The 17,463-nt window shown below is 60.9% G+C and carries 8 protein-coding genes; 3 read left to right on the forward strand and 5 right to left on the reverse strand.

The window, feature by feature from the left end:
• Positions 1–244 precede the first annotated feature (244 nt).
• The 3 genes from B5F98_RS09470 to B5F98_RS09480 all read right to left on the reverse strand — a co-directional run bounded on the left by B5F98_RS09470 (position 245) and on the right by B5F98_RS09480 (position 6,942).
• Entirely contained in the window at positions 245–2,863 is a 2,619-nt protein-coding gene (locus B5F98_RS09470) for a cation-translocating P-type ATPase (RefSeq protein WP_087371846.1), read from the reverse strand.
• Positions 2,864–3,189: 326 nt separating this feature from the next.
• A complete protein-coding gene (gene asnB, locus B5F98_RS09475) occupies positions 3,190–4,767 on the reverse strand; it encodes an asparagine synthase B (protein ID WP_087371849.1) in 1,578 nt (525 codons plus the stop codon).
• Positions 4,768–4,848: 81 nt separating this feature from the next.
• Positions 4,849–6,942: a glutamine synthetase III gene (locus tag B5F98_RS09480; RefSeq protein ID WP_087371952.1), complete on the reverse strand. Its 2,094-nt coding sequence runs from the start codon at positions 6,940–6,942 to the stop codon at positions 4,849–4,851.
• Positions 6,943–7,313: 371 nt separating this feature from the next.
• Here B5F98_RS09480 and gltB point away from each other — a divergent pair, with 371 nt between their 5' ends.
• Positions 7,314–11,855, forward strand: a complete 4,542-nt coding sequence (gene gltB / locus B5F98_RS09485) for a glutamate synthase large subunit (protein ID WP_087371853.1) — start codon at positions 7,314–7,316, stop codon at positions 11,853–11,855.
• A 5-nt stretch (positions 11,856–11,860) separates the two neighbouring features.
• Positions 11,861–13,348: a glutamate synthase subunit beta gene (locus B5F98_RS09490; RefSeq protein WP_087371856.1), complete on the forward strand. Its 1,488-nt coding sequence runs from the start codon at positions 11,861–11,863 to the stop codon at positions 13,346–13,348.
• A gap of 43 nt (positions 13,349–13,391) precedes the next feature.
• On the opposite strand, the gene B5F98_RS09495 is transcribed toward B5F98_RS09490, so the two are convergent.
• A complete protein-coding gene (locus tag B5F98_RS09495; protein WP_087371859.1) occupies positions 13,392–13,952 on the reverse strand; it encodes a TetR/AcrR family transcriptional regulator in 561 nt (186 codons plus the stop codon).
• A gap of 146 nt (positions 13,953–14,098) precedes the next feature.
• Between B5F98_RS09495 and glgB the strand changes: the two genes are divergently transcribed.
• Positions 14,099–15,895, forward strand: a complete 1,797-nt coding sequence (gene glgB, locus B5F98_RS09500) for a 1,4-alpha-glucan branching protein GlgB (protein WP_087371862.1) — start codon at positions 14,099–14,101, stop codon at positions 15,893–15,895.
• A 19-nt stretch (positions 15,896–15,914) separates the two neighbouring features.
• Here glgB and B5F98_RS09505 read toward each other — a convergent pair whose 3' ends face one another.
• Positions 15,915–17,318 carry an MATE family efflux transporter gene (locus B5F98_RS09505; protein WP_242961644.1) on the reverse strand — a complete coding sequence of 468 codons (1,404 nt, stop codon included), beginning with the start codon at positions 17,316–17,318 and terminating at the stop codon, positions 15,915–15,917.
• Positions 17,319–17,463: the final 145 nt, after the last annotated feature.

Genomic DNA, 17,463 nt, shown 5'->3' on the forward strand with positions numbered 1-17,463 from the left:
CTTTACCAGCAAGAAAGAACTTGTCCAGATGATCAGACATTACATCCACTATTACAACACCAGGAGAGTGCAGCGAAATCTGGGTGTGCTGACGCCTATGGAAAAGCATGAACTGTATCTCGCTGCATAAAAAGCGGCCAGCAGCACATATAGGCTACTGGCCGGGAAAACTTTATATTTTTTCACTGTCCTCTTGACGGGGAGCGGTTCATAATGGAACTTGGAGTCTCTCTTTCTTATGGGATTACTTGCGCTCTATAATCACCTTGGCGATCTGGATGACGATGGTGGGGATGAGGGCCAGGCCCACGATCTCGCCCAGATTGGCCACCCCAAAGGAGGGGGAGACCATGAACAGGGAGTTGAGACCGGGGACAAAGAGCACCAGCATCAGCAGCACCACACCAGCCAGAAACGCCCAGATGGAGGCCTTGTTGCTGGAGAACTTCAGCCGGAAGATGGACTCGGCGCCTCGGCAGTTGAAGCCGTGGAACAGGCGGGCCAGAGTCAGAGTGGAGAAGGCCATGGTGGTAGCCAGAGCGGCGTCGCCAGTCTGATAGCCCAGATAGAAGGCAATCATGGTGACAATGGCGATGAGCAGACCCTGGATGCCGATACGGACCAGCAGAGGCCGGGTGAGAATGGGCTCCTTGGGGTCACGGGGTTTCTGATTGAGCAGCCCACGGCGGGCGGGCTCCATGCCGATGGCGATGGCAGGCAGGGAGTCGGTGAGCAGGTTGATAAACAGCAGATGCACCGCCTCAAAGGGAGCGGGCAGGGCCATCAGGGAGGCGTACACCACGCAGAAGATACCAGCGGTGTTGCCGGAGAGCAGGAACTGAATGGCGTTTTTGATGTTGGCGTACACGCTGCGGCCGTTGACCACCGCCTTGACGATGGTGGCGAAGTTGTCGTCGGCCAGAATCATGGAGGCGGCATCCTTGGACACCTCGGTGCCGGTGATGCCCATGGCCACGCCGATGTCGGCCTTTTTCAGGGCGGGGGCGTCGTTGACGCCGTCACCGGTCATGGACACGATGTTGCCCCGGCGCTGCCAGGCGTTGACGATGCGGATTTTGTGCTCCGGGGACACACGGGCGTAGACGGAGACAGAGGCCAGGCAGGCGTCCAGCTGCTCGTCGGTCATGTTGTCCAGCTCCACACCGGACAGGGCCTGATCGCCCTCCTGGAAGATGCCCAGCTGCTTGGCGATGGCGGTGGCGGTAATCTTGTGGTCACCGGTGATCATGATGGTGCGAATGCCGCCCTGCTTGGCGTCTGCCACGGCCTGAATGGCCTCGGGACGGGGCGGATCGATCATGGAGATGAGGCCCAGGAAGGTGAATTCCTGCTCATCGTCCAGGGACAGGGGACGAATGGCGTCCAGCTCCCGGTAGGCGAAGGCCAGCACACGCAGGCCCTCGGTGGACAGCTGGGTGTTGACCCGGCCGATCTCCTCTTTCATCTCCTGGGTCAGAGGCACCCGGCCCTCGCTGGTGAGCAGCCACTTGGAGCGGTCCAGCAGCACGTCCATGGCGCCCTTGGTGAAGAGGGTGGGCACGCCGTCAATGTCGTGGAGGGTACTCATGAGCTTGCGGTCGGAGTCAAAGGCCAGCTCGCCCAGACGGGGGTGCTGCACCCGGTAGGTCTCCTCTTCCACACCGAAGTGCTCGCCCAACATCACCAGGGCTACCTCGGTGGGGTCGCCGATGGAGGTGCCGGTCTCCTCCTCGTGGGTGGCGTCGCTGGCCAGCAGAGCGGCCTTCAGAAGCAGGCGCTGGACGTGGTTGGCCAGGTTCAAGTCCTTGCCCTCCACCAGAGCGCCGTCGGCGTACACCTTTTGGGGAGTCATCTTGTTCTGGGTCAGGGTGCCGGTCTTATCCGAGCAGATGACGGACACGCAGCCCAGGCTCTCCACGGCCTTCAGGTCCTTCATGATGGCGTTTTGTTTGGCCATCTTCTGGGTGCCCATGGCCAGCACGATGGTGACGATGGAGGACAGGGCCTCGGGGATGGCGGCCACGGCCAGAGCCACGGCAAACATCAGAGCGTCCAGAATCTCCATGTTGCTGCGGAACACGGACAGGCCAAAGACGATGGCGCAGATGACCATGATGACGATGGCCAGCTTGGCGCTGAAGTTGTCCAGGCTCTCCTGGAGGGGGGTCTTGCGCTGCTGGGTCTGATTCATCAACGTGGCGATCTTGCCCAGCTCGGTGTTCATGCCGGTGGCGGTGACCAGCACGGTGGCACGGCCATAGGTGACCAGGGAGCCGGAGAAGACCATGTTCTTCTGGTCGCCCAGAGCCACCTGGTCGGCGTGGATGACGTCGGCGGTCTTGTCCACGCCCTCGCTCTCACCGGTGAGGGAGCTCTCATTGACCTTTAGGGAGTAGTTTTCCAAAATGCGGCCGTCGGCCACCACCATGTCGCCGGCCTCCAGCAGCACGATGTCGCCGGGGACGATCTGGGTGGAGGGGATCTCCATGCGCTTGCCGTCCCGTAGCACTTTCGCTGTGGGGGAGGACATGGCTTTCAGGCTCTCCAGGGATTTTTCCGCCTTGAAGTACTGCACGGTACCCAGAATGGCGTTGAGAATGAGCACGGCGATGATGACGATGGTGCTCTCCAGATTGCCGGAGGCGGCGGAGATGAGGGCGGCGATGATGAGGATGATCACCAGTAGGTCTTTGAACTGCTCGGCAAAGACCTGGAGCACACTCTTTTTCTCACCCTCAGCCAGCTGGTTGGGGCCGAACTGCTGGGTCCGGGCTTGGGCTTCCTGGCCAGACAGTCCGTTGGAACTGGCTTTTTGAGTCTCCAGGGCCTGCTGTGGGGTTTGTTTGTAGTAGGCGTCTGTCATTGGTATTCCTTCCTTCCATGTGTTGAGTTGGGGGCGGAGAGGCAAAATAAAAAAGACCCTCCGCCAACTGCCCGCAAAGCGACAGTTGTCGAAAAGTCTTGTTACCACACAGGGTGCATACCGCCAGGCCAGCACGCTGACCGAGGTGTTGACGGCATAGCTTCAAACTACTCCCTTTTCAACTGCCGTCATTCTATCATGGGGGTGTGAGAAAGTCAAGGATGAATTTCCCTTTGCCCAGGGTGGACGGAGGTACCTTCTCAGTATTTCCAGAGAATAGGGGCAGTAAACGGGAGCAGCGTGCCATCGCCGCTCCCGTTTCCAGGTTACAGCCCGCTGTTTCCATAGTTGGACAGCACCCGGGCGGAGGGGTCGTCCACGTTGCACCCCGGCCAGGTCTTGTTGGGCATCCAGAAGTCAGTGACCATCTGGCTCTGGCCGGGATAGTGGGCTTCAAACAGTTCCCGGTAGAGCAGAGACTCCTTGGTGAAGGGCTGGGCGTGGGTGTAGGCCTTGCGCCGAGCCTGGAACTCTTGGTCGGTGTAGCAGGTCTCTGCATAGGCTTTCAGGTCGTCCACCATGGAGTGGCCCACGGCGTCGGAGAAAGCCGCCTTCTCCCGGTAGAGAATGTGCAGAGGCAGCCAATCCCCTTCAAATGCACGGCGTAGCAAGTATTTTCCCTTGCCATAGGTGTTGCACTTCAGACGGGGGTCAATGGCCATCACATAGCGCACAAAGTCCAGGTCACCAAAGGGCACCCGGGCCTCCAGAGCGTTCACCGAGATGCACCGGTCTGCCCGCAGTACGTCGTACATGTGGATTTCCCGAATCCGCTTGGCGGCCTCCTTCTGGAAGGCCTGGGCGGAGGGGGCGAAGTCGGTGTACTTGTAGCCGAACAGCTCGTCGGAGATCTCCCCGGTGAGGAGCACCCGGATGTCCGTGCGTTCATGGATGGCCTTGCACAGCAGATACATGCCAATGCTGGCCCGGATGGTGGTGATGTCATAGGTGGCCAGCAGCTCCACCACCGGCTCCAGGGCGGTGAGCACATCCTGCCGGGTGATGATGACCTCGGTGTGGTCGCTGCCGATGTAGTCGGCCACCTCCCGGGCGTATTTCAGGTCGATGGCATCCCGGTCCATGCCGATGGCAAAGGTGCGGATGGGAGTGGGGGACGCTTTGGCGGCGACTGCGCACACCAGAGAGGAGTCCAGCCCGCCGCTGAGGAGAAAGCCCACCGGGGCGTCGGACACCAGGCGTTTTTGAATCCCAGCCACCAGCTTTTCCCGGATGTTGGTGCAGATGGTGTCCAGGTCTCCCTCCACCACCTGGTCCACGCGGGTCATGTCCGCATAGCGCACAAACTGTCCGTCCAGATAGTAGTGGCCAGGGGGGAAGGGGAGAATGCGGCCCACCAGCCCCACCAGGTTTTTGGGCTCGCTGGCAAAGAGAATGGCCCCGGCCTGGTCGTAGCCGTAGTATAGGGGACGAATGCCCAGAGGGTCCCGGGCGGCGATCACGTGGCCACCCTGGGTGTCCAGAATGATACAGGCAAACTCCGCATCCAGCTGGGCAAACAGGTCCACTCCGTGCTCGAAATAGAGGGGGAGGAGAATCTCACAGTCGGATTGGCTCTGAAAGGTGTATTTATCCTTGAGTTGTTCCCGTATGGCCTCAAAGCCGTATAGTTCCCCGTTGCACACCCCATAGCAGCCATGGAGAACGAAGGGCTGCATTCCCTGGGGCTGTAGCCCCATAATGGCCAGGCGGTGGAAGCCCAGCAGCCCCATTCCGGTGTCCACAATGCGGGAGTTGTCCGGGCCCCGGGACTTGGTTTTGTAGAAGCCTTGGGTAAATGCCGTCACGTCAGCGTTTGGGGTGCAATATCCCATAATGGAACACATGTTGATGCCTCCTTGTGCGCCTGTGCCCATACCTCGGTGGAGGTATGGGCACAGGCATGTATATTCAAATAGGTATCGTGATTACCGAACCCCGAACAGCAGCTGTCCGTAGGAGGGGTAGGGCCAGAAGGAACTGGCGGTGATGGTCTCGGCCTGGTCCACCGCCTGGCGCAGCTGGACCATGGCGGGGAGCATCTTGTCCCGCACCGCCTCCGAGGTGGCGGTGACATCTTCCATCTGCTCCACGCGGTCCGTCACCACCTCCAGGGCTTCCATGCCCTGGGCGATCTGGTCGGTGAGGGTGCTCAGCTGTTCCAGCAGCTTGATCTCGTGGGTGCAGCGCAGAGTGTCCACCACACTGCGCTTGGCAGCAATGCCCTGGGCCACATGGGTGGCGTAGCTCTGGACGGCGGGGAGAATGTCCTGGCGGGCCATGTCGATCATGGTGTTGGCCTCGATTTCCACCGTCTTGCAGTAGTTGTCCAGCATGATCTCACAGCGGGAGTGGAGCTCGGGCACGGAGAATACCCCATGGCGGGTGAGCATCTCCACGTTTTTCTCGTGGAGTAGGTAGGGCATACAGTCGGCGGTGGTGGGCAGGTTGAGCAGCCCACGGGCTTTCGCCTCTTCAATCCAGCTCTCATCGTAGCCGTTGCCGTCAAAGAGAATGCGCTTGTGCTGGCGAATGACGTCCCGGAGAATGTGGTGGATTTCCGCCACCCGATCCTGGGCCTGTTCCAGGCGGTCGGCGTACTGGCGCAGGGACTCCGCCACAGCGGCGTTGAGCATCATGTTGGCGCAGGCGATGGAGTTGGAGGAGCCCAACATGCGGAACTCAAACTTGTTGCCGGTGAAGGCGAAGGGGGAGGTGCGGTTGCGGTCAGTGGTGTCCCGGGGCAGCGGGGGCAGGGCGTGGACCCCCAGCTTGACGCGCTCGGCCTGGGGGGCGGTGTACTGGCTGCCCTCCTCCATGGACTTGAGAATGCCGGACAGCTCATCCCCCAGGAAGATGGACACCACGGCGGGGGGCGCTTCATGGGCGCCCAGGCGGTGGTCGTTGCCAGCGGTGGCCACAGACAGCCGCAGCAGATCCTGGTAGTCGTCCACCGCCTGGATGACGGCACACAGGAAGAGGAGGAACCGGGTGTTCTCGTGGGGCTTGTCGCCGGGGGAGAGGAGGTTCACTCCGGTGTTGGTGGCCATGGACCAGTTGTTGTGCTTGCCCGAGCCATTGACTCCGGCAAAGGGCTTTTCGTGGAGCAGACACACCAGGCCGTGCTTGGCGGCCACCTTCTGCATGATCTCCATGGTCAGCTGGTTGTGGTCGGTGGCAATGTTGGTGGTGGTGTAGATGGGGGCCAGCTCGTGCTGCGCGGGAGCCACCTCGTTGTGCTGGGTCTTGGCCAGAATGCCCAACTTCCACAGCTCTTCGTTGAGTTCCTCCATGTAGGCGGCCACCCGCTCCTTGATGTTGCCGAAATAGTGGTCGTTGAGCTCCTGCCCCTTGGGGGAGCGGGCGCCGAAGAGGGTGCGCCCGGTGTAGATGAGGTCGGGCCGCTGGTCGTACAGCTTCCGGTCCACCAGGAAATACTCCTGTTCCGGGCCCACCGAGGTGCGCACCGACTTCACATCGGTGTCCCCCAGCAGATGGAGCACCCGCAGAGCCTGGCGGTTCAAAGCCTCCATGGAGCGCAGCAGGGGGGTCTTCTTGTCCAGTGCCTCGCCGCCGTAGGAGCAGAAGGCGGTGGGAATGCACAACGTCTTGCCCTTGATGAAGGCGTAAGAGGTGGGGTCCCAGGCGGTGTAGCCCCGGGCCTCAAAGGTGGCTCGCAGCCCGCCGGAAGGGAAGGAGGAGGCGTCGGGCTCCCCTCGGATGAGCTCCTTGCCGGAAAACTCCATAATCACGCCGCCATCCGGGGCGGGGGAGATGAAGCTGTCGTGCTTCTCGGCGGTGACGCCGGTCATGGGCTGGAACCAGTGGGTAAAGTGGGTGGCACCCTGCTCCACCGCCCAGTCCCGCATGGCGGCGGCCACCACATTGGCCACGGGCAGGTCCAGGGGCGTTCCCTCCTCCATGGTACAGCGCAGGGAACGGTAAATATCTTGAGGAAGGCGGGCCTTCATCACACGCTGGTCAAATACCTGACTTCCAAAATAGCTGGGCACGTTCGTCATGTTCATCCATCCTCTCCAGAAAATAAAAACGGACAGCGACGTCATAGAACTGAGCTCCATGACGTCGTTGTCCGTTGGATGGGCTTATGATACGCCCCGTTTTCGCCAAAGTCAAGTGTGAAAATGCTGCAAAGTGAAGTGGCTGTTTCTGGCAGAAACTTGTGAAAACTGCCATTTGTGTTCCAGGGGGTTGACAAGCTCCGGGGGTGTGTCGTATACTTTAACGAAATAAATAGTCCGCGCACGGCGCACGGATGTATTTACAAATACGAGATTGACAAGGGTGTCAAGGAATCCCACGGACAAGGTGGTCTGAGGGTTCTTTGGCGCCCTTGTGTTCGTTTTACAGATATTCCAAAGGGGGAGTCACCATGACAAAGCCATCCATGCAAACCCTATACTGCCCGCAGCTGGAGCATGACAACTGCGGCATCGGGGCCGTTGTGGACATCCACGGCCGGAAAACCCATCAAATTGTAGCAGATGCCCTGCACATTGTGGAAAACCTGGAACACCGGGCCGGAAAAGATGCCCAGGGCAAGACCGGGGACGGCGTTGGCATTCTGGTTCAGATCAGCCACCGCTTTTTCACCAAGGTATGTGCCCAATTGGGCATTGCTCTGGGCGGGGAGCGGGAATACGGCGTTGGCATGTTCTTCTTTCCCCAGGACGAACTGAAACGCAGCCGGGCCATGAAGATGTTCGAGGTCATTGTGGCCAAGGAGGGGCTGGAGTTTTTGGGTTGGCGTCCAGTGCCCACCGCCCCTCAGGTGCTGGGGGAGAAGGCACTGGCGTGTATGCCTGCCATCTACCAGGGCTTTGTGAAAAAGCCCAAGGACATCCCGGCGGGGCTGGCCTTTGACCGAAAGTTGTACATGGTGCGCCGGGTCTTCGAGCAGAGCAACGACAACACCTATGTGCCCTCTCTGTCCAGCCGCACCATGGTCTATAAGGGGATGTTCCTGGTGGGGCAGCTGCGCACCTTCTTTTTGGATTTGCAGGATGAGGACTTCGACTCTGCTATTGCCCTGGTGCACTCCCGCTTCTCCACCAACACCAACCCCAGCTGGGAGCGGGCCCACCCCAACCGCTTCATCGTCCACAACGGGGAGATCAACACCATCCGGGGCAACGCCGACAAGATGCAGGCCCGGGAGGAGACCATGTCCACCCCCGCCTTCTCGGAGGACGACTTGACCAAGGTGCTGCCGGTCATCCACGCCGACGGCTCCGACTCGGCCATGCTGGACAACACCCTGGAGTTTCTGGTCATGAGCGGCATGGAGCTGCCTCTGGCGGTGATGGTGGCCATCCCCGAGCCCTGGAGCCACAACGACACCATCTCCCAACCCCTCCGGGACTTCTACCAGTACTACGCCACCATGATGGAGCCTTGGGACGGCCCTGCCTCCATTCTGTTCTCCGACGGCGATGTGATGGGGGCGGTGCTGGACCGCAACGGCCTGCGCCCCTCCCGCTACTATATCACCAGCGATGGGCGGCTCATCCTCTCCTCGGAGGTGGGCGTGCTCTCCATCCCGGAGGACCAGATCATCACCAAGGAGCGGCTGCACCCCGGGAAGATGCTGCTGGTGGATACGGTGCAGGGCCGGGTGTACTCGGACCAGGAGATCAAGGAGCGCTACGCCGGGAAGGAGCCCTACGGGGAGTGGCTGGACAGCAACCTGGTGGAGCTCCACGACTTGAAGGTGCCCAACCAGCCGGTACCCCCGCTGAGCCGGGAGTACTGCGCCCGGCTGCAAATGGCCTTTGGCTACACCTATGAGGAGTACCGCAACAGCGTGTGCTCCATGGCCCTCAATGGCAGCGAGCCCATTGGGGCCATGGGTGTGGACACCCCGCTGGCGGTGCTCTCGGACCAGTATCAGCCCCTGTTCCACTACTTCAAGCAGATGTTCGCCCAAGTGACCAACCCGCCCATCGACTCGGTGCGGGAGAAAATCGTCACCTCCACCACCGTCTACGCCGGGAAAAACGGCAATCTGCTCCAGGAGCAGCCGGAGAACTGCCGGGTGCTGAAAATCAACAACCCCATTTTGAACGACCTGGACCTGTTGAAGATCAAGACTATGAACCGTCCCGGCTTCCAGGTGGCCACGGTCTCCATCCTTTACTATAAAAATACCCCCATGGACCGGGTGCTGGAGCAGCTGTTTGTCCAGGTGGACAAGGCATACCGCAAGGGGGCCACCATCTTGATCCTGTCCGACCGTGGGGTGGACGAAAACCACGTGGCCATTCCGTCCCTGTTGGCGGTGTCGGCGGTGCACAAGTACCTGGTGAAGACCAAGAAGTGTACGGCCATGTCCCTCATTCTGGAGTCCGGGGAGCCCCGGGAGGTGCACCACTTCGCCTGCCTGCTGGGCTATGGCGCCTGCGCCGTCAACCCCTACCTGGCCCACGCCACGGTGGCTCAGCTGGTGCAGGACGGGCTGCTGCATAAGGACTACTACGCCGCCGTGGAGGACTACGACCACGCCATCCTCCAGGGGATCGTGAAGATCGCCTCTAAAATGGGCATTTCCACCATCCAGTCCTACCAGGGCAGCCAGATTTTCGAGTGCATCGGCATCAGCCGGGAGGTCATCGACACCTACTTTACCGGAACCATCAGCCGCATTGGCGGCATCACCCTGGAGGACATCGCCGCCCAGACCGACGCCCAGCACTCCAAGGCCTATGACCCCCTGGGGCTGGCGGTGAATCTGACCCTGCCCTCGGTGGGCCGCCACAAGATGCGCAGCCAGGGGGAGGAGCACCGCTACAATCCCCAGACCATCCACCTGTTGCAGCAGTCCACCCACACGGGAGACTACCAGATGTTCCGGCAGTATACCGCCCAGGTGGACCAGGAGAACTTCGGCACCCTCCGCTCCCTCATGGAGTTCAACTACCCGGAACAGGGTGTGCCTCTGGAGGAGGTGGAGAGCGTGGACAGCATTGTAACCCGCTTCAAGACCGGGGCCATGTCCTACGGCTCCATCTCCCAGGAGGCCCACGAGGCCCTGGCGGTGGCCATGAACCACCTCCACGGCAAGTCCAACAGCGGCGAAGGCGGCGAGAGTGACGAGCGGCTGGAGTCGGCGGGCACCGACCATGACCGCAGCTCCGCCATCAAGCAGGTGGCCAGCGGCCGCTTCGGCGTCACCAGCCGCTATCTGGTCAGCGCCAAGGAGCTGCAAATCAAGATGGCCCAGGGCGCCAAGCCTGGCGAGGGGGGACACCTGCCTGCCCAGAAGGTGTACCCCTGGATTGCCAAGACCCGTCACTCCACCCCCGGCGTGAGTCTGATTTCCCCGCCCCCTCACCACGACATCTATTCCATTGAGGACTTGGCCCAGCTCATCTATGACCTGAAAAACGCCAACAAGTACGCCCGCATTTCGGTGAAGCTGGTGTCTGAGGCGGGCGTGGGTACCGTGGCCGCCGGTGTGGCCAAGGCGGGCGCCCAGGTGATTTTGATCTCCGGGTACGACGGCGGTACCGGAGCCGCCCCCCTGAGCTCCATTTTGGATGCGGGCCTGCCCTGGGAGCTGGGCCTGGCGGAGACCCACCAGACCCTGTTGAAAAATGATCTCCGGGACCGGGTGCGCATTGAGACCGACGGCAAACTCATGAGCGGCAAGGACGTGGCCGTGGCCGCCCTGTTGGGCGCCGAGGAGTTCGGCTTTGCCACCGCCCCCCTGGTCACCCTGGGGTGTGTGATGATGCGGGTGTGCAACCTGGACACCTGCCCCATGGGCGTGGCCACCCAGAACCCGGAACTGCGCCGTCGGTTTATGGGCAAGCCGGAGTATGTGGAACACTTCATGCGTTTTATCGCCCAGGAGCTGCGGGAGTACATGGCCAAGCTGGGCGTGCGCACGGTGGACGAGATGGTGGGCCGCACCGACCTGCTCCGTCAGAGAACCGACCTGACGGGCAACGCCGCTCAGGTGGATTTGAGTGGAATTCTGGCCCAGGTCCCGGACAGCCAGACCATCTTTGATCCCCAGCACGCCTACGACTTCCATCTGGAGCGCACCAAGGACGAGCAGGTGCTGCTCAAGAGCGCCAAGATCAAGGACAGCCTGTCCAGTGGCCGGGCCCACACCGTGGAGGTACAGCTGTTGAACACCGACCGCAGCTTCGGCACCCTGCTGGGCTCCGAGCTCACCCGCCGTCATCCCCACGGCCTGCCCCAGGACACCATCACCGTCCGCTGCCACGGCGCAGGAGGCCAGAGCTTCGGCGCCTTCATCCCCCAGGGCCTCACCCTGGAGCTGGAGGGGGACAGCAACGACTACTTCGGCAAGGGCCTATCCGGCGGCAAGCTGGTGGTGTATCCCCCCAAGCAGGCGAACTTTGTCCCCCATGAGAATATCATCATCGGCAATGTGGCCCTGTACGGCGCCACCTCCGGCCAGGCCTACATCAACGGCATGGCAGGGGAGCGGTTCTGCGTGCGGAACTCCGGCGCCCGTGCCGTGGTGGAAGGCGTGGGCGAGCACGGCTGCGAGTATATGACCGGCGGCTGTGTGGTGGTATTGGGCCCCACGGGTAAGAATTTCGCCGCCGGTATGAGCGGCGGCGTGGTGTACGTGTTGGACGAGGGCAACGCTCTGTACCGGAACCTGAACAAGGGCCAGGTGCTCATGGAGAAGGTGGAGAGCAAGTTCGACCGGGAGGAGCTGCGGCAGATGCTCCAGGACCATGTGGCCGCCACCGGCTCGGAGAAGGCCCGTCAGGTGCTGGACGACTTTGACGCCTATCTGCCCCGGTTCAAGAAAATCATTCCCGGGGAATACAAGAAGCTTATGCAGCTCTCCGCCCAATTTGAAGAGCAGGGCATGAGCCGGGAAGAGTCCCAGATCGAGGCGTTCTACGCCAGCGTGGCAGGAAAGGAAGGTTGAGGAAGATGGGAAAGCCCACAGGATTTATGGAATATCAACGGCAGAACGGGCCTTCCGTCCCGCCTCTGGAGCGCATTCAAACCTTTGACGAGTTCCACACCACCCTCACCCTCCAGCAGCAACAGCAGCAGGGGGCCCGGTGTATGGACTGCGGCGTCCCCTTCTGTCAGGCGGGGATGATGATCGGCGGCATGGCCTCTGGTTGTCCCCTCCACAACCTGGTGCCTGAGATCAACGATCTGGTATACCACGGCAACTGGGAGCAGGCGTATATCCGCCTCAGCCGCACCCACTGCCTGCCTGAGTTTACCTCCCGGGTGTGTCCCGCCCTGTGTGAGGCGGCCTGCACCTGCGGGGAATACAGTGAGCCGGTCACCACCAAGGACAATGAGCGCCAGGTCATTGAGTACGCTTTTGCCCATGGCCTGGTGAGCGGGGAGCCCCCCAAGGTGCGCACGGGCAAGCGGGTGGCTGTGGTGGGCAGCGGCCCGGCTGGCCTGTCTGCGGCGCTGCTGCTCAATCAGCGCGGCCACTGGGTGACCGTGTTTGAGCGCCACGATCGCCCCGGCGGACTGCTGCGCTACGGCATTCCCAATATGAAGCTGGACAAGAAGGTTATCGACCGCCGTGTTGCTCTCATGGAGCAGGCGGGGGTGGAGTTCCGGTGTCACGTGGACGTGGGGCGCACGGTCACCGCCCAGGAGCTGCTGGAGGAGTACGACCGGGTGATTCTGGCCTGCGGGGCCAGCCAGCCCCGGGACCTGCCAGTGCCCGGACGGGAGGCCCAGGGGGTGATGTTTGCCGTGGACTTCCTCACCCAGGTGACGAAAGAGCTGCTGGACAGTGACTTCCAAACCGTCCCCACCCACCTGGCCGAGGGCAAGCAGGTGCTGGTCATCGGCGGCGGCGACACGGGCAATGACTGTGTGGGCACCGCCATCCGCCTGGGAGCAGCGGGGGTGACCCAGCTGGAGATGATGCCCAAGGCCCCGGAGACCCGTACCCCCGGCAACCCCTGGCCCCAGTGGCCCCGGGTGCTAAAGACCGACTACGGCCAGCAGGAGGCCATCGCTGTGTTTGGCGAAGACCCACGCCGCTACCAGACCACGGTGAAGGAGTTTCAGCAGGACGCGGAGGGCAAGGTGTGCGGGGCCGTGCTGGTGAGCCTGGAACCCAAAAAGGACGAGGCCACCGGACGGATGCAGATGGTACCTGTGGAGGGCAGCGAGGTGGAGGTGCCCGCCGACCTGGTGCTCATCGCCGCAGGCTTTTTGGGCAGTGAGGAGTATGTGGCCCAGGCCTTCGGGGTGGAGCGGGACGGCCGCACCAACGTGGCCACCCAGCCCGGCGGCTATGAGACCAGCGTGGAGCGGGTGTTTACCGCCGGAGACATGCACCGGGGCCAATCCCTGGTGGTGTGGGCCATTGCCGAGGGCCGGGAAGTGGCCCGGGTGGTGGATGCCTCCCTCATGGGATACAGCAACCTATCATGATACAGAGAGTCCGGCACGGGGGTATCCTCGTGCCGGACTCCTTTTATTCCTGTTTACGGGCGTGCAGCTCTTCCACCAGGGCCCGAGAGCAGTGCTCGGTGATCTGGGCGATGGCGGCAATGGTGCCTGGGGTATCGATGGCTTTTCCCTCGCACATGGCGTAGTAGCCCCCGAAAATGGCGAAGTTGAGATAGACATTGAAGAACAGATCGTCTTCATACTGGGGATAGGCCTGGAAAATCCGCTCGTTCAGGGCGGCGTGGAGTTTTACCACGAAATTGCCCCGCTGGGGGCCGGAAAACAGCTTGTCAATCCGGGCAGACTGGGCATAAAAGGCCAGGAACAGCTCTTGGGTGAACTCTTTGGGGTGCTCCACCACGTATTGGGGGTGGGGGAGATTGTCCACCACCTGCTGGATCAGCTCCTGCTCCAACTGATCGGACAGGTGGTAGATGTCTGTGAAGTGGGTGTAAAAGGTGGACTTGTTGATTTCCGCCTTTTCACACAGCTCCTTGACCGTGATTTTCTCCAGGGGCTTGTGGGCCCGCAGCTCCATAAAGGCGGTGATGATACTCCGCCGGGTTTTCTTCACTCGAATGTCCATACGCCCCGTCCTTTCCCGACACTTTGCTGCAAAGGTTGGTTATCCGACCGCTGGCCTCAGCTGCTGGTGTGCAGCGGAGATCCTACCATGTATACTCTATTATAATTGGAAAACCGACGATTGTCTAGAAATGTAAGGAGGTCGCCATGGACTTTTACGGATTTTACACGGGCCAGGAATTTGAGGCCTATCGCTTTCTGGGTGCCCAGGTGCAGGGGGACGGCAGCGTGGTCTTCCGTACCTTTGCCCCCAATGCCGCCAGCATCTCGGTGATCGGGGACTTCAACAGCTGGCAGGGCAGTGACATGCACAAGATCTACGACGGGAACTTCTGGGAGCTCACCGTCCCTCAGGTGGAGGTGGGGGCCAGGTACAAATTCCGCATCACCAGCCAGACCGGGAACACCATTGACCACTGTGACCCCTATGGATTTGGCAGCGAAAAGCGGCCCAATACCGCTTCGGTGGTCCACACCCTGGATCGCTATTCCTTCCAGGACGGGGCGTGGATGGACCGCAGGGGAGAGGGGTACCAGCAGCCCCTGAACATTTACGAGGTGCACCTGGGCTCGTGGCAGAGAAAATCCGATGCCCCTGACGACTGGTACACCTATGAGGAGCTGGCCCAGCGGCTTATCCCCTACGTCAAGGAGTGCGGCTATAACTATATTGAGTTGATGCCCCTGGCTGAGCACCCCTGTGATGCCTCCTGGGGGTATCAGGACACCGGATTTTTCAGCCCCACCTCCCGCTATGGAACCCCCGATCAGCTGCGGTTCTTCATTGACCAGTGCCACCAAAACCACATCGGGGTCATCATGGACTTTGTCCCGGTACACTTTGCGGTGGATGACTACGCCCTGTGGAATTATGACGGCACCCCTCTCTACGAGTACCCCAACACTGCGGTGGGCCGCAGCGAGTGGGGCAGCTGCAATTTCATGCACTCCAGAGGGGAGGTCCGAAGCTTCCTTCAGTCGGCGGCTCTCTATTGGCTGAAGGAGTTCCATGTGGACGGCCTGCGCATGGATGCGGTGAGTAACCTCATCTACTGGCAGGGAGACCCGGGACGGGGGGAGAACCGTGGGGCCATCCAGTTTTTGCAGACCATGAACCAGGGCCTCAAGCAGCGGCAGCCCCACGCCCTGCTCATTGCCGAGGACTCCACTTCTTATTCTGGTGTGACCCGGGACGTGGCCCACGGCGGACTGGGCTTTGACTACAAGTGGGATCTGGGGTGGATGAACGACACCCTGTCCTACTTCCAGACCCCGCCCCAGATGCGGCCCCAGCACTATCACAAACTTACCTTCTCCATGATGTATTTCTATCAGGAGCGGTATCTGCTCCCCCTGTCCCATGACGAGGTGGTTCACGGAAAGGCCACCATCCTCCAGAAGATGCACGGGGACTATGAGGAGAAGTTCCCCCAGGCCAGAGCCCTGTACTGTTACATGATGGCCCATCCCGGAAAGAAACTCAACTTCATGGGCAATGAGATTGGGCAGTTCCGGGAGTGGGACGAGAGCAGGGAACAGGACTGGAATCTGCTCAGTTATCCGAAACACGATGAATTGTTCCGGTTCATCCGGGACTTAAACCACCTGTACCTCAACCACTCCGCCCTGTGGCAGGAGGATGACCGAGAGCAGGGCTTCCGGTGGCTGGACTGCCACCAGGAGGAGCGGTGCATCTACGCCTTGGAACGGCGCAGCGAAAAAGAGCGCCTGGTGTTCGTGTTCAACTTCTCGGACCAGACGCAGGACGGTTACCAACTCCCTGTGGAGGGGTGCGCCGGACTGCGGCCCATCCTCTCCACGGAGTGGGAGGAGTACGGCGGAGGCGTGAAGCGAAATGAGGGCTTCTTACCTGTCCTGCATAACCAAGTTCAACTGTCTCTTCCGCCCTATTCCGGGCTGTGCCTGGCGGTGGAAGGGGAATAAACAACAAGGTCTGAAATCTCTAGGATTTCAGACCTTGTTGCACATGATTGGGTTGAAGCTCGTTGGCAGAGGGGCGGAACCGGAAGTAGATGTAGAAGGAGAGAATCACATTGAGGGTGTCCGCCGTGATTTGGGACCAGACGATGCCGAACATGCCGAAGATGGCGTTGAGGAGAAAGAGCATGGGGATGTTGAGAAACAGCCACCGGGTCACGCCCAGGAAGAGGGACACACGCCCTTTGCCGAAGGCCTGGAACAGGTACACGGTGAAAAAGCTCAGGAACATCAGCGGGGTGGCCAGCACTCGGATGCGGAGGAACTGGGAGGCCAACTCCACCGTCTGGGCATCTCCAATGAACAGGTTGGAGAACTGGACGGCGAAAATTTCATACAGCGCAATGCTGATGGCCGCCACAATCAGACCAAGGCGGCGGGAGAGGCGGATGGCGTCGTTCATCCGTTGCTGATTTCCAGCCGAGTAGTTGTAGGCTACCAGGGGCAGCATACCCTGGCAGATGCCCACCCCCACATTCAGGGGGAAACGCTCCACTTTGAGGACGATGCCCACGGCGGCCAGAGCCACGTCGTGATAGGATACCATCAGCTTGTCAATGACCACATAGTCCAAATCGAAGAGCAGGGTGGTGATGGCGGAGGGAATGCCCACCCCGAACACCGCCACAATGCTGCTGCGCTGGGGCAGTCCTGCCTTGGGGGAGAAGGTGATGATGGAGCCCCGGCCCATCCGAGCCAGCACCACCAGGAAAAAGAGTAGGGCTACGCAGTTGGACAGGCAGGTGGCCAGACCAGCGCCCAGCACCTCCTGGCCCCGGGGCAGCAGGACAAACATAAAGAGGGGGTCCAGGGCGATGTTTAGCAGGCCGCCCAAGATGATACCCGCGCTGGCTTCCCGGGAGCGGCCAATGCTGCGGATGAGGTTGGCCAGCACGTTGGACAGTACCGTGGGAATGCCGCCGATGACAATGACACAGGTGGCATATTGCTGGGCGTAGTGGTAGGTGTTCTCGCCGGCACCCAGCAGCCCCAGCAGAGGCTCCATGAACAGCCCCGTGCCCAGGGCGAAGAGGGCGGCGATGGACAGACCCAGGTACAGAGAGAATGCGCTGACCTTCCGGGCCTCCTCGGGTCGGCCACTGCCCAGCAGCCGGGAGATGAGGGAGCCGCCGCCGATGCCTGCCAGTCCGGCCAGACACAGGGTGATGTTGAACACGGGGAGGATGAGGGAGGTGGAGGCCACCATGTACGGGTTGTTGGTCCGCCCCACAAAGAAGGTGTCCGCCATGTTGTAGATCAGCACGATCAGCTGGCTGGCTACAGCGGGAAGAATCATCTTCCGCAGGGCTACGGGGATGGGAAGGGTGGCGAAGATATCGGATTGGGCTGGTTTGGCGTTTGCTTGCATGGGGCTACACCTGAGCTTTCTAGCGGTTTATCGACTGCATGTCATTTGTCGCAACAGCATATATCATAGCACAAATCCACCGATGTTTTCCAGAAGAAAGAATGAAAGGAATTGATGCATAGGGCGGATGGTATCATGGTTTTGA

Origin of the sequence: Pseudoflavonifractor sp. An44 (assembly GCF_002161675.1) — a bacterium.
Lineage (GTDB): Bacteria > Bacillota > Clostridia > Oscillospirales > Oscillospiraceae > Enterenecus > Enterenecus faecium.

Bases quoted from the DNA above. Each gene is read 5' to 3' on its own strand.
- asnB (WP_087371849.1), bottom strand. From the start codon at position 4,767: ATGTGTTCCATTATGGGATATTGCACCCCAAACGCTGACGTGACGGCA.
- B5F98_RS09495 (WP_087371859.1), bottom strand. From the start codon at position 13,952: ATGGACATTCGAGTGAAGAAAACCCGGCGGAGTATCATCACCGCCTTT.
- B5F98_RS09490 (WP_087371856.1), top strand. From the start codon at position 11,861: ATGGGAAAGCCCACAGGATTTATGGAATATCAACGGCAGAACGGGCCT.
- glgB (WP_087371862.1), top strand. From the start codon at position 14,099: ATGGACTTTTACGGATTTTACACGGGCCAGGAATTTGAGGCCTATCGC.
- B5F98_RS09480 (WP_087371952.1), bottom strand. From the start codon at position 6,942: ATGACGAACGTGCCCAGCTATTTTGGAAGTCAGGTATTTGACCAGCGT.
- B5F98_RS09505 (WP_242961644.1), bottom strand. From the start codon at position 17,318: ATGCAAGCAAACGCCAAACCAGCCCAATCCGATATCTTCGCCACCCTT.
- gltB (WP_087371853.1), top strand. From the start codon at position 7,314: ATGACAAAGCCATCCATGCAAACCCTATACTGCCCGCAGCTGGAGCAT.
- B5F98_RS09470 (WP_087371846.1), bottom strand. From the start codon at position 2,863: ATGACAGACGCCTACTACAAACAAACCCCACAGCAGGCCCTGGAGACT.